Below are 13,263 nucleotides of genomic sequence, written 5' to 3'. Positions count from 1 at the left end.
TTTCCTCCTTTCTCTATTCTTCTTTATTTAAGGGAACAGATAGCCGATTCACACCAGGCGCAGGAGGCGGAACAATAACTCCATCATCGGTGGTGGGTGGAGCTTTACTTACTCCAAGTAATCCAATAAATAGGCGAAAATTCTTTTCTATACATCTGCGTATATCCATCGTGCTTCCCCCGATTGAAGACTGAGGTTTAATCTCAGAGTTTATTGATCTACCTTTACATCCCGGCTCCGCGCCCAGCCTGCTCGCGCAGTATATAATTCAGCTCGCGCTTGTCCACAACATAGGTACGTGCAATCAGATCGTGAAGAGCCTGTTTTCTAGCTGTAAAGCCTGCCATGATAAAACCGATCCACAAAATGATACTCGATACAATTTTACTCCAGTAGCGGGCACTCGCACGTCCAAAGCTCAGCTTTTGGTTAAATTCATCTACTACAACGATACCAAGAGCCAGCTTGCCCACCGTAGCTCTGCATTTGGACGATTCCATGATCGCAAAATACAACCATGAAGCCCCCAAATTCATCAAAGTTTGTCCTAATAATTGCATAGTAAAAATAGCAGTCGGCCCGTCTGTCAGCATAGAGGTTTCTGCCGGAAATGGCACCCAATCTCCAATGGCCTGAATGATGATCCAGACCAGCCCGATGATCATAAACACAAATCCTAAAATAAGGCTGTCAATGATATAGGCCAAAGTTCGTTTCCAAAAACCTGCATACAGCATGTTATTCCCTCCAAGTGTTGTGTGCTTTTCTGATTTCTGCATTTGAATAATTCTTAATTTATTATTTTGTGCCGTCAAAGAAATCCAGCTCGGAGAGATCATTTTCGAAGGCAAAAAAGCGCTTGGGACCCAGATACAGCAATTCATCACGGCGGGTAATCGGTACTACATAAAAGCCCCAACGACTATCCCTGACAAAAACAAAATATTTCGTTTCCTCATTGCGGATGGAGTCCGTATCATCCTGCGGGATATCCCGACCGTACAGCTCTGCGATTTCCTCATACGGCATGGGTTCAAAAGCATCTGGCCGACTGCGGTACACATGGCGCTGACGCAGCTTACCCCCGTTGGCCGTCAGGAAGAATTCCACTTCGACCGCTTGAGACGGCCGGGAAATCGAACCGCGTACCCGGCTGCTTTCCAAACTCGCAATCAGTTCCTTCTCACGCCCCGTATGCGTCCATGCGCTGACCGTATACGGAATCGCTGGAATATGATTGGTAATGACAGGCTCAATGGTTCCCATTTTTTTAGCGTTCAGGTAACGGATAGCCCCGCGCAGACAGGCCATTTTCAACTCAGGTACTCGGCTCAGGTCTTCTGCCTTTTGTCGAAACTCAATACTGCGCCCCGGTACAAATTCCTTGAGTGCTTCGCGGAACACGTCAATCCGGCAGGACTGCCCGGTTAGCTTGATAATCGAATAATCCTGCAAGCGTCCCTCCAAATAAAAATCATCCAGAAACTTGCGCACAATATTGTAGATATCTGCCTTAAGTAGCTGCTGTACTTCACGAATATTAAACACTACATCAGGTAGACCATATTCATCACGGAACCGTCCATTCTCAATGACCGAAACCAGCCAACGATCCATTACGGCAATGTTCAGGTCGCTTTCAGCAGATAATACCTGCTCGGATTCAAAGCGGCTGCGCAATATCCCCGTACGTAGAAAAAATTCCTTTTTCATATTTTCTGCCGCACTCCACAGCAGATGAAAATTACTCAGTACCCGTTGATATTCATCCCGTGTAGCATGCTCATACCGTTTGAACGCGGTAGGCAAGATCGCCTCTGCCTCACGATACCGTTCCTCCAGCCCTGCATATACAGCATCTACACCAAACTCATCCACATGACGGTACAAATCTCCCGAAGGAATGCCGATTAGAGCATCAATATCAGTGTCAGGCAAACGCGTCTCCGCAGCGTAATAACCTGCAAATACAATTTTCATAAACTGCATAATCCGATACGTCAGATTATTTCCGCCAAAATTGGTATCCCCATTTTCATACGTTGTGTGAATATCCAGCTTGTAGGCAATACGCCCATCTTCAATCCGGAAGCGGCAGGAAGACAAATCTGTCGTGCCCCCACCACAATCAATGACAAGTGCCTGATACTCCTCACCGTCCGCAAAAGTTCCTCGTTCCATCTGGTCTGCCAACGTGTTGTACAGCACTGCCAGCCCTTCGTCCAGCGCATCCTCCGCTTCAATCCGGTAATCAGGCAAAATATCGCTAAACATCTCAATAAACTGGGGCTGCAGCTTGACAGGAGCAGAAAAGTGTAAATTGCGAAACCGACACTTAAATTGCTGCTCGGCTGTAGCAATCACATAACGGATAAACGCCGCTAAAATATCGCTGCGGGAAGCGGTTGCTGTATTCCCCTCAGAATCCATTAATTCTTCGATTCGCTTATAGTCATTGACCCAACGTTTAATTCCCCGCAATACCGTGGCACGGCTGCCTGCCACATCGCTTCCACGTAGTGCCTCCTCCCCAAATGCATAAACGATATGCTCGGGATTGGAGCAGTCCGCGACGCGAATGGCAGTCGGCAGCACTTCGATCCAGTCGCCTTCCGTACCTTCTGGACCAGGGAATGACACATAATTGATAGCGTCCAGCCTTACTGTGCTGCTCATCCCTGTATCAGGGGCCGTAACGTAGGAACTATCCAAATAAGCACCTGCCGTGGTGTTCGAGGTGCCAAAATCAATCGCCAGTACCGCATCGGTTGTTTCCGTGCCCCGAATGATCAGCTCTGCCACCGGGATTCGGTGACCCTGAAGTTTCAGCGGTAGCATTGGCTTATCTCCATAGTAGAGGTTATAAAAATATTCTGATTCCTGTCTTCGCAGAAACAGCAAGCTATAGCTATGATTGGACGTCTCTCGCAGTTCAGCATCGCGGTGACGAGAAAGATAATATACGCCTGTTCGTCCCTCATCCTTCACCAAATTTAAAACACCACATAATTCCCCTGTCGCATTCACCAGCAGCACATTAGATGAGCTCAGCCAAGGCAAATCGGATTCGATCCGATAGTTGTCCATGCGACCTGTGCGCACCCCCTGATACAGCGTGATTTTGGCGGGAACCCGGATACCGCCGTTCTCCTGCGGGCGGTCATTCCAGTTGCGCTGTAGTGCCGATTGCATACGTTCAAAACCGTCAGGATTGGGTCTGGTAATGAGTAGATGCTCCTCCGCGCTTCGAAATCGCAAAATTACGCGAATCAATTCTTCACGTGCCAGACGATTCGCAAAGCCCTCGACCAGTCGCTCTTTATCACATATCCCGCGCAACTGAAAGGTCGTCATTTGCTCCAATTCCGCCTGCGTGTATTTGGTCGTGAAGCGAGCGCTTTTTCGATCAGTGAGCGGGTCTAGCAACCTGTATGTATAGGGTCCGTTCATCGTTCACATGTCCTTTCTTAGCCATTTAGCCTTAATAGAGGGCGATAGCGTCAATTTTCATCGTAGGGTCTTCCTCCAAAATGCCGAAATGACTGGTCCAATACAATTCCGTCGTAAACCGTGCTGGAAGAAACAAATCGAGAATCAAATCCACTTTGATTCGTGAGAGCATCGTCTCCTCCTGGCCAATATATATGAGTAGTTCGTCTTTTTCCTCACAGTTGGTGTAAATGATCGAGCGATGGAATACGCGACGCATCGTTTGTTTTAGCAGATGAACAGCTTCCCCCGTCTCGTACAGGCGCAGCAGCCCTTCAGCAATCGCGTCCTGTTCCTCACGGTTTAATTGTCCAAAGGCTTCCTTTACCTTCGGGCCAAAGATGCCATCCGCAATATCACGCTGAACAAACCTTATATGATACTCTCGCCGATTCATCCCTTGATACAAATCGATCTCCGCCAGAAAATGCATCATAATATCAAATAGCGATTCTCTCAGCTCCAGATCCTCTGCTGCATCCGGTGGAAACAGATCCCGAAAAATAGAATAAAAGCGGTAGTACGGATTAATCTCCACTACCTGCTCCAAATGGGACGTATTCAGCTCAGCCAAGCTAAGCTCCATATACGGAGAATAGCTGACAGCGGGTACGAAGCGGAATTTATCTACATCCAGCCCCTGTTTCCTTGCGCGCATGAGCAAATCCCAAACGTAATTCACACCCATTCTCCTTCACACTTGTACTCTGGAAAATACATCTGCACTTCCGATACCAGAAAGCTCATTAAATCGGATAAAATGTAAGCAGGTGCGGTTGGCAAAATATTCTCAGAACCACGTCTGAACCCCAATCGCATGATCTGCTTGCCATCCTCTGTCCGTACATTATCGCTGACAAACGGATTTAACGGATACGTCTGAGTTTTGGTTACAAGGTTGCTTATATCATTTCGCCCTGCACCTCCCCAGATGTCCACACGCTCTAGCTCTAGCCCCTGTGCCGCTTCAAACGAATTGACGATGCGCGTGATCTCTGCTTTAGCCCGGACAATCACGGCCTGTTTTCCTGCATAGCGACCCAAAAAGCTGTCCTGCCGCCGATTAGACAATACCGGAAAAGTCTGACGACTAAGCTTGGTTGTAAATGGTTTCGTAACCTTCAACACATTCCATTCGCCAGATTTATCACGTGGTGTGACAATCGTCAGTTCCTCTTCTGTCCGCTTGATATAGCGGATATCACTTTCAGTCCCGTCAATCAGGTAACCATGCTCTGATCCTGTTTTACGCAAAGGCAGCACATGCTCATAGTTCACACGATCCATAGCTGGTATAGGAAAACCGCTGTTCTTTAGAGCCAGTCTTTCAATGTTCCACAGCGGAAAAACATCGGCTTTCTTATAAACGTCGAATTCCTCCAACGAAATCGAGATTTCACGGATTTCTTCATGAGCGGCCGGCTCGCCGTCCCCACCAATCAATACACAGTCCACAAATTTATAAGCGTATGGATGATTAATCGTTTTCCACGGCATACCATTTTGCATAAATGTATGATACAACTGCTCAATCTCCAACATATAAGATCGGTTATGCTCCAGACGAAAACGAATCGGGTAATTTGCAGTTTCCGTGACCAGCATTCCTAAGAAAATTCGTTTGCTGCGTACCAGTGCCGAGATTTGTTCGGTCTCCATTTCGAGAAAAAGCGTAAATAGCGGCATCTCCCCGCCTTCGCGCACCACCTCTGCCACATGACTGATGTCTACCTGTTTTTCTACTGCATCGGAGGGCAACACAGGATATAAAAATTCATGAATCGGGTCATAGTCCTCACGCGATGTCAATGACACATACACATCAAACTTTTCTTCCGTATTCTCAATTTCCTCAAATACCCGCCGTTCTAGCTGGCGGGTCATTTCTTCCTGATATTCGACGAGGTTCATAAATACCCCCGCCATCATATTTTTCAGTAAACGTCTCTGCTCTAAATCGTCCATCTTGCTCAAACGATCTTGTACCAGCTCTTTCACGACGTCTCACTCCCTTCCGGCTCCAGCATTCAATGAACATAAAAACTTATTTCCCGTTCGCAGCAGCCTGATCTTGACTCTCTGAATTCGACGCCCCGGCTGCTTTAGAAGCAGAATCAGCAGTTCCTTGCTCTTTGCTGGTGTCCGCCTTGGTCGAAGCGGCATTGCCATCCCCCGTACCACCGCTTTTTGCAGTCGGAGAGGCTTCCCTCTTCGCGGGCGTAGTACCCGCTGAAGCCGTCGGCGCAGCCTTCGCTTGCGATGCTGTGGCAGAGGTTGCCGCAGCGGAAGATGAAGCTTCACTCGCTGCGTCTCCAGCATCTGTGTCGTTCAACACTCCGTCAGACAATCCCAATCCAGCAGGAAGCTGTCCATTTTGCTGCTGCTCCGCGCTCTGCTTTTCCTCCGCCTTGGCTATGCTCCGCTCCAGCGCCAGAACACTTTCGAGCTTATCAATCTCCTGATAAATCTCCTGTGCCCCGCTATAAGCATCAATGGCCCCTTCATAATCGAGATCTTTCATCAGCCGATCCCCTTTGGCCTGAAGCTTGCCAGCTTGAATCTCCTTGAGCTGCTGCTGAATAGCTGTCAATTTATCATTGGTCTCTGTAATCTTCTTCTCCAGCTCTTTTTGCGCGGACGTATAGCCGGATTCCATAGCAGCCTTATTTGCTTTTTTGTACAGCTTGAGTGCATTTGTGTAATCGCCACCCTGGAATTTTAAATCTCCGTCCTTCATCCAGCTCGCCGTCTCGGCATAGCTGTCCAGTTGGTCGATTTTATGCTCAATGTCCTTCACATTAAAGGGTGGATATAGCCCGGCGCTTTTCCGTGCTTTATCGTAGCTGGCTTCAGCTTTGGTAAAATCGGCCTTTTCCACATAACCGTCTCCGTCGACCATCAATTGAGATACTTTCTGCTCTGCCGTGTACAACCGCTTGTGAATTTTATCATTAATCTTAACTGCCGCGTTTTTCGCTTCGCTGTAGGATTTGAGCGCTTTTGCATAATCACCAGCTCTTGCATAATCATCCGCGGCCTGAGCCGATTCGATCATCGTTTCCAGCGCAGCCGCTTTGTTCGCAGCCATACGCGCCAGTGTAATCCATGCTCCCCCGCCCACGATTACAAAGGCGAGCAACGCAATCAAAATCCGTTTGATCAGCTTACGACGGTTTTTAGGCTTTTCCTGGAAAACTTTGTTTACATAAATGGCGGCAGCCGTGTAATTATTCACCGTCCGGCGCTGTTTGCTCAGCAGGACCTCTTCCAACGTATCCGTCAGCATACCCGGGTCCTTCGCTTCCTCCAGCGCACCCAGCATTTCCGCCAGTTCAACGTCCTCCCACATCCCAGATGTAGCGAGCAGCATGACATCTCCATCTGCAAGCTGTGTCTTTTTGGCGTAATGGGCATGAACCCCATTCGGATTCCCCAAGTATTCCAGCAGATTCCCCCGTTCCTCGTGTGTACTGGTCGCTTCGTCTGGAATACGACCATCATCTGCCAGTGACTGAGCCAGGCTATGATCCTTACTGCGAAAATTAAGCCTTCCATTGCGAAAATGATATAGCCGCACATTACCGCACGAAACGTACACCATTTTGTTGTAGTTGGTCACTACCATCAGTAGACTGGCCTTAAGCCGGACACGACGGCTTTCAAATTGCAGCCATTCCTGCGCTTCACGCAGATCTCTCATCAAACGCCGCTTGGACATGGAAGGCTTCTCCATAAAGTTTTCCAGCACCGTTTTGACTACCATTTCTGCGCTGCGCAGCTCCTGATCCGAATCCAGACCGTCTGCGAGGACATAACAGGCCATGTCGTCCGTCTCCATGAATGCAAAATAGTCCCGGTTATCTATATAAGAGCCCGCTTCCGACACAAAGGCGGTACTAAAATCGCTGTTGTCCTTGCGCATCGCTACCCCCGTCTTTCTTGTTTCATCCTATCGCCAAAATAAGCACTGTCGCATTATCCTGACTTTTAAACCCTTTATCGTTAATGGTGTCGATCATGGCATCCGCCATTTCCTGCGGTGTTCCGCCCTTGCGCATGATCTCTTCCTGCTCAATCTCAGTCAGCGCCTCCTGAATGCCATCACTGCACAGCAGCACATAATCACCCGAATACAGGCGAATCGGTGCATTCCCCAGTTCCATGCTCTCAAAGCCTTCATAACCTAAGTAGTTGACCAGTTGATTGCGTACAGGACTCGTTTTAGCTTCCTCTGAGGTCATTTGTCCAGCAAGCACTCGTTCCTCCAGCAGTGTTTCCGCTGTATGCTTGGAATTGACTGTCTGAAAGTGACCATTGCGGTAAATTGTAATCAAGCTGTCGCCCACCGCTCCGTAATACAGCTGATAGCCGCACACAATGACCGCCGCGAGCGTCGTTCCCCCGCCCTGCCCATTCAAATTTTGCAAAATACCGCGATTGCTTTGGGTTGCAGCCTCTGCAAAATATCCGTTCAAATTCGTTGCATCTTCTAACTTGGCAAATGCCTTCGTAAAAGTCGTCACAGCCAAGGTACTGGACATACGTCCATTAGCCAGCCCACTGATCCCGTCTGCAACAACAGCCAGCGTACCCACAGGGGTGGTCATACTGGAGAAATAATCATCCTGCTCGCTCCGGCTCCCGATCGTTTGACCATTTCCAATCTCAATTCCACTCACGGTACGGCTGCCGGAACTTCGCGTCAGTCGTATACGGATGATGAGAAGAACAGCGAACAGCACCGCAGCTCCACATACAACAAAATAAGGCTGCATCTCGTTACCTCCCTGCACCATTGCCCACTTCCGTTCTAATTTTCGTTATCCCACTCGAAATGAGCGCCGCACAGCGGAATAAAGATAAATTTGCTGCGTCCGAGCTGAATCACGTCATAAGCAGCCAGCTCCACTGGTGAATATACCGCCTCGTTATTGTGATACGCCAAGCCTGACGAATCGCCTGGCAGCAAGTAAAAGTTGCGTTTCTTCGGATCATACACAATGACCGCATGATTTCTGCGGGAAATCGTGTTGTCTCCGATAATACGGACATGCATTTCCTCTGCGCGCCCGATAAAGTTTTTTTCTGCCATAATGCGATAGTCCTGACCCACCTGTGCTCCTTCGATACATACCAGCCATCCGGTTACCGGGTGAATCCCTACCGTCTCGCCTAAATACGGCATGGTTTTGTCATCGTCTCCCGCAACGTTTGTTTTCGCTGCTGGTTCCGCGCTCTTGGGTGCGGCTATATTTACTACCGAATTACAATAAGGACACGTATTTCCGTGCTTTCGTGTACTGAACATGTGTCCGTTCGGGCATCTTGTCAAACTCATAGTCGGTTCCTTCCCCCATTGTCTTGATTGTCTTTACAGCGATCTACGTGTTATGCAATTTCTTCTATTTAACGAGCAGCCTAGTATTGGCAATATATAACAAATCCCCTGAGTAAATTCGGTAAGGTTCGCCACTTTCCAGTTTTTTGGTGACACTTTCGTTCGCAGACCGTAGCCCGGTACCGTTGCCGGAATCCACATCCTCCACAAACCAGTCGCTGTTTACCCGGTTGAGTACCGCATGCTCCACACTTACCAAGGAAGCATAATCTGTACCTGCTAAATCAATATCCGCTTCAGAGCGTGATGTTGTTTTGCCGATTAACAATGAGGTTTCGCTTTCAATATACCATTCTTTAACAGACTCACCCTCTTCATCAATCAACACCAGCTTGGCAATCCGTTTATGCTCTGCCTTTGGCTTGGGCACAGGTACCACGGACACCAGATTGCGTAGTATGTATACAAGCACGCTAATCCCAATACCTATCGCGACCACAGTCTTCAAACCGCTGTAGCCTGTACGATTAAACACATAAAAGGCGATCGCCAGCATCAGCCCGAACATGGCAACATCTATGATGAAAACCCATCTGCTCTGCGCCGTTTTCACTGCTTGCTTCCCCCGTTTCTATCCTGAAATCATCACTTTTTACGAATACCAAAAAATTGGTTGAACATGGCTGAGGTATCCGTCGGATCACCGGATTTTTTCGTTTTTTTCCCTGGTGAGCCCTCCTTCGTTTTCGGATGAAAGCCGAAAAATTGCTCAAAATCAGTGCCTATGTCAGCCGGATTGAATCCTTTAGCTGTCCTACGCGTACCGCCTGAAGGTGCTGCCCCTCTCGCTTTATCTTGCTGTTCTCCGCTAGTTCCCGTAGCTTTTCGGATGAGCTCAGCATCGTATGCCTGCCGCAATGCTTCGTCACGCAAGGTATTGTAAGCCTCGTGAATCAGCTTGAACTTGCGCGTTGCTTCCTCGCTTCCCTGGTTGGTATCAGGATGATACTTTTTGGCCAGTTTACGGTAAGCTTGCTTAATCTCTGCCTCCGAAGCATCCCGGCCGACACCGAGCAGCTCATAGTAGTTGGTCATTGTCTGATGTTCCCCTCTCCGAAAAAAATAAATATTAAGAGACCCGTAGGCCTCTTAATATTTATCCACCCTTCACGTATGCGCCGGGTGAGTGTGTGTTTAAGCCGCGCTTAACATTAAGACGTTAAGCTTAAACCGGATATCCGCCGTCGATAGTAGCCAACTCGGTTTTGTCTTTCTTTTGTTTGATGTAGAGTGTAAACGCACCTACACCTTCTGTGTCGCCGAAGTGCTCGTTGTAGTCTACAACGAAAGCATTCGGGAAGTAGATTTTACGCACCACTTGATCGGCTGCGATAACTTCCAGTGTTACTTTACGGTAGCTGTCTGCTTTTTCAGCAGGAACCAGAGACCACAAAGCCAGTTTCAGCGTGTCATCCGCGCTGTCACCGTCTACTGCTGTGATGATTTTACCGCTGATGCGCAGCGTGGAGCCTACGTCAGTGGAGCGTGCATTGGAATCGTCCGGTGTATCGGTGTCATAAATAACCGTTTGGATGTTATCCAAGCCCAGCTCGATTGTTTCTTGTCCTTCTACTTTCAATCTGAATCCCATGTGTGTTGCCTCCTTGATATTAGGTAAAATGATGGCGGAAGAAGCAGGGCTTCTCCGCGATTTATGTATAAAGGCGGTTCTGGATAGAAACGCCTCTACCATCTTTCGTAGTGCTCGGATCATGATTTGACCGAGCTGGTTCCCTTAGTGATCATGACTTCCAGGTTCTTCACATTACCATTGAAGACCAGATCGATATGACACATATTGCTTTTCTCGTCAATAATGAAGCTCATATCATCTCCGTCCTGAATGATCGAGTTCACAGATCCTCTGCTGCTCAGCCACTTGCTCTTCTGGCTGCTCGGATTGTTACTAAAGAAGCGGACGATATTTTCGTGTTTGAAGTCACCTGTTTGGTAGCGCAAAATACGTTCAATGTACGTGCTGACCAGCGTTTTGTAGATGGAGTCAAAGCCGTCCTCGGACATCGCCATGCTTCTTGCCTTGTAGACAGTAATCCGGCGGATATCCTTATCCTGAATCTGAGCATTCTCGGACGAGAATACAAAGCCAAAGTTTTTACGGTTGATGGCATCCTTGATCGTGTTGGTGAACCCAGTGATTTCCTTGGCCATCGTCGTCACCGTGCGCAGACTGTTGTCTCCAGCTTCAATGTCGAAGCGTACACCCGGGAAGTTTTTATTGACCGTTTTGAACGTCTCACGCAGGTATTCAGGACATTGATAGGAAGCGACCAAGCCAGCGGCCACATAGGCAGCGCCCACATATACGCCCTCGATCCACAGCTTGAGAATATCTTCTTTTTCCTTGGAGAGCTGCACACCGTCTTCGGTCTGTAGCATTTTGCTATCAATAATGACACCCGATTTATCCTTCGGAATAATGGTAAAGTTCGGTACACACGGAATCGCAAATTCGCTATATTCTCTGCGTACAAGACTGGCGCATTTATCGACATATTTATCGATGCCTGCTGTCGCCATACTGTTGAAGGTCGTCTCTTCACCGGATTCAAAGTTAAAGAACATTTGAATTTTATAATCCTTCACGACTTGCAGCAGCATCGAAAGCGATTCCATCGAATTTCCGCCCTGCTTTACGACCTTCTCGTTGCCCTTAAAGCGTTCACGAGAAACTTTTACCTTACCGGCTGCTTCAAGCTCGATAGATGGAACGATCCCGAACCAGATGGTGTCGCTGAATTCATTTTTGGCATTTACGGTGTTCAGGTACGTTTCCAGACGCGGGATATTGCTACTTTTCACCAGCATGTCCAGCTTGTTATTCGCTACCAGCATTGTCGGCAGCATCCCTTTGCTCTTCGTCGCATATTGATCGAAGAACATTTTGACACCGAGGATTTTTTCTACCAGCGGCTTAACCGCCTTTACGAAATCATCCTTGGCATTTTTATAGAACTCCAGATACGTGTTGTAGTTCTGAACTTCAACCGCTGTGTCAACCTTAGTCTGAACAGCTGGCAGTGGCACAAACGTGCGAACCACCAAGTCTTTTACATAGTCAGAAGGCGTATCTGTAATAGAGTTGTAATCTTCTTCGAATACTTGGGAGAGATCGCCAGTGCTGTTCTCATCCAACAGCATCAGTTCAGTACTTTCGCTCTTCGGCGCTTCAATAATTTTCAGTTCGCCGCTTTCCCCAATGGAGAGCATACCCACCTGAATCAACTCACCGGCGTTTTCCTCTTGGGCCCCACCGAGCAGAAGTCGGGTTTTGATGTCCTCAATGGCCAGTGGCAGCATAGCCATAACGTTGTTATAGTTCTGGCTCGCTTCCTCGAACATGGCATTGAGCTTGTCACCCATATCAAGTTTCTTCGGATCGCCATCATCCAGCTTGTCGTATTCACCGTACATATAGTGAATTTCTTTGCGGACTTGACGAATATCGTCCATAACCTTTTTCGGTGAAATCATATCCAACAGATTTTCAAATTTGAAATCTACATTGGTGATTCCTTGACTGCGCTTAGTATCAATGAGCGTAAACAACATTTTCAGAAAATCATTGCTTTGATTGATACGAATTTCAGAAATGCTATCCTCATCAATTCCCTCAGGCTTTTTAAGGGTGTAGACGACCTTTTGATTGGCCGCGTTAAAAAATGAATACACGGTCGGTGAAAACTTATCCAAAAATTCGTCAAAGCTGCGCACCAGAAGGTGCTGATTAATTTCCTTGATCTTCTCATCGCTCAAGCTGTCGATACCCTTCACATCACCTACAATGGTGATCAGGTCCAGCTTTTCCGGGTTAATCTCTTCAAAAAGCATTGTCCGGTTGGTTTGATAAATGATTTCCATCGCTGTCGACAAATGAATAAAGTTTGAGTATAGGTCCATTGCTCCATATTCGAACATGGGATGTCCAATTTGAAACGGACGAATATTCATTTTTAGTTCATTTGCCTCCTCCCCCCTACTTAACATTTAAATTCGTCAAAGGATTGAGCTTATACCACATTTACGGTACAGGCATATAACCTCGAAAATCGGTCCGAAGCGCTATTCGGCTTTTAACGGCAAGGCATTCAAATGAGATAAAATTCAAAATCAAAAGTCATATAACACAGAAACTTCAAATTTATGATTTCGTATTCCTAACTTCAATCCCAATTTTTGCCGTTGATACGAGAGCTATCATACAAAGCACCCTTTAGTTTTGTCAATTTCTGTAGTCTCAGATTGAAATAGGGCATTTTGGCTCATTTTATGCGTGAATACGTAATTTTTATGATATGTTAGACCTGTTTCTTCAGGGAAATATTCACAAATGGAATCCAATTGCCGATAGAAGTTCA

Annotated in this window: 12 protein-coding genes; all 12 read right to left on the bottom strand. The window is 47.4% G+C overall.

Features of this window, described 5'->3' with window-relative positions:
* Positions 1-13: 13 nt before the first annotated feature.
* Positions 14-169: a hypothetical protein gene (locus HFE01_RS18330; RefSeq protein ID WP_162835280.1), complete on the bottom strand. Its 156-nt coding sequence runs from the start codon at positions 167-169 to the stop codon at positions 14-16.
* A gap of 55 nt (positions 170-224) precedes the next feature.
* Entirely contained in the window at positions 225-737 is a 513-nt protein-coding gene (locus HFE01_RS18325; protein WP_107734599.1) for an RDD family protein, read from the bottom strand.
* 61 nt (positions 738-798) lie between these two features.
* Positions 799-3,450 carry an Hsp70 family protein gene (locus tag HFE01_RS18320; RefSeq protein WP_107734597.1) on the bottom strand — a complete coding sequence of 884 codons (2,652 nt, stop codon included), beginning with the start codon at positions 3,448-3,450 and terminating at the stop codon, positions 799-801.
* A 31-nt stretch (positions 3,451-3,481) separates the two neighbouring features.
* Complete coding sequence (locus HFE01_RS18315) at positions 3,482-4,171, bottom strand: hypothetical protein (protein WP_016818675.1); 690 nt, start codon at positions 4,169-4,171, stop codon at positions 3,482-3,484.
* Positions 4,168-5,487 (bottom strand): normocyte-binding protein, encoded by a 1,320-nt coding sequence (locus tag HFE01_RS18310; protein ID WP_107734595.1) that lies wholly within the window; start codon positions 5,485-5,487, stop codon positions 4,168-4,170. The genes HFE01_RS18315 and HFE01_RS18310 overlap by 4 nt, the downstream gene beginning before the upstream one ends.
* A gap of 46 nt (positions 5,488-5,533) precedes the next feature.
* The gene (locus HFE01_RS18305) at positions 5,534-7,411 is read right to left on the bottom strand and encodes a serine/threonine protein phosphatase (protein WP_107734593.1); all 1,878 of its coding nucleotides are present in this window, start codon (positions 7,409-7,411) and stop codon (positions 5,534-5,536) included.
* 22 nt (positions 7,412-7,433) lie between these two features.
* Positions 7,434-8,264: a PP2C family protein-serine/threonine phosphatase gene (locus tag HFE01_RS18300; protein ID WP_025676108.1), complete on the bottom strand. Its 831-nt coding sequence runs from the start codon at positions 8,262-8,264 to the stop codon at positions 7,434-7,436.
* Positions 8,265-8,299: 35 nt separating this feature from the next.
* On the bottom strand, positions 8,300-8,827 hold the full coding sequence (locus HFE01_RS18295) for an FHA domain-containing protein (protein WP_025365579.1): 528 nt from the start codon (positions 8,825-8,827) through the stop codon (positions 8,300-8,302).
* Between the two features lie 64 nt (positions 8,828-8,891).
* Positions 8,892-9,440, bottom strand: coding sequence for an FHA domain-containing protein (locus tag HFE01_RS18290; protein WP_107734591.1), 549 nt, complete (start codon positions 9,438-9,440; stop codon positions 8,892-8,894).
* A 32-nt stretch (positions 9,441-9,472) separates the two neighbouring features.
* The gene (locus HFE01_RS18285; protein WP_016818669.1) at positions 9,473-9,922 is read right to left on the bottom strand and encodes a J domain-containing protein; all 450 of its coding nucleotides are present in this window, start codon (positions 9,920-9,922) and stop codon (positions 9,473-9,475) included.
* Between the two features lie 130 nt (positions 9,923-10,052).
* Positions 10,053-10,478, bottom strand: coding sequence for a hypothetical protein (locus tag HFE01_RS18280; RefSeq protein ID WP_007431573.1), 426 nt, complete (start codon positions 10,476-10,478; stop codon positions 10,053-10,055).
* Positions 10,479-10,597: 119 nt separating this feature from the next.
* The gene (locus tag HFE01_RS18275) at positions 10,598-12,766 is read right to left on the bottom strand and encodes a hypothetical protein (RefSeq protein ID WP_025365581.1); all 2,169 of its coding nucleotides are present in this window, start codon (positions 12,764-12,766) and stop codon (positions 10,598-10,600) included.
* Between the last annotated feature and the right edge of the window lie 497 nt (positions 12,767-13,263).

This window comes from Paenibacillus sp. EKM10P (assembly GCF_011800655.1).
In the GTDB taxonomy this organism is placed as follows: Bacteria; Bacillota; Bacilli; order Paenibacillales; family Paenibacillaceae; genus Paenibacillus; species Paenibacillus polymyxa.
Note: the sequence above shows the minus strand (reverse complement) of the source record. Positions and strands in the feature narration are given on the sequence as shown.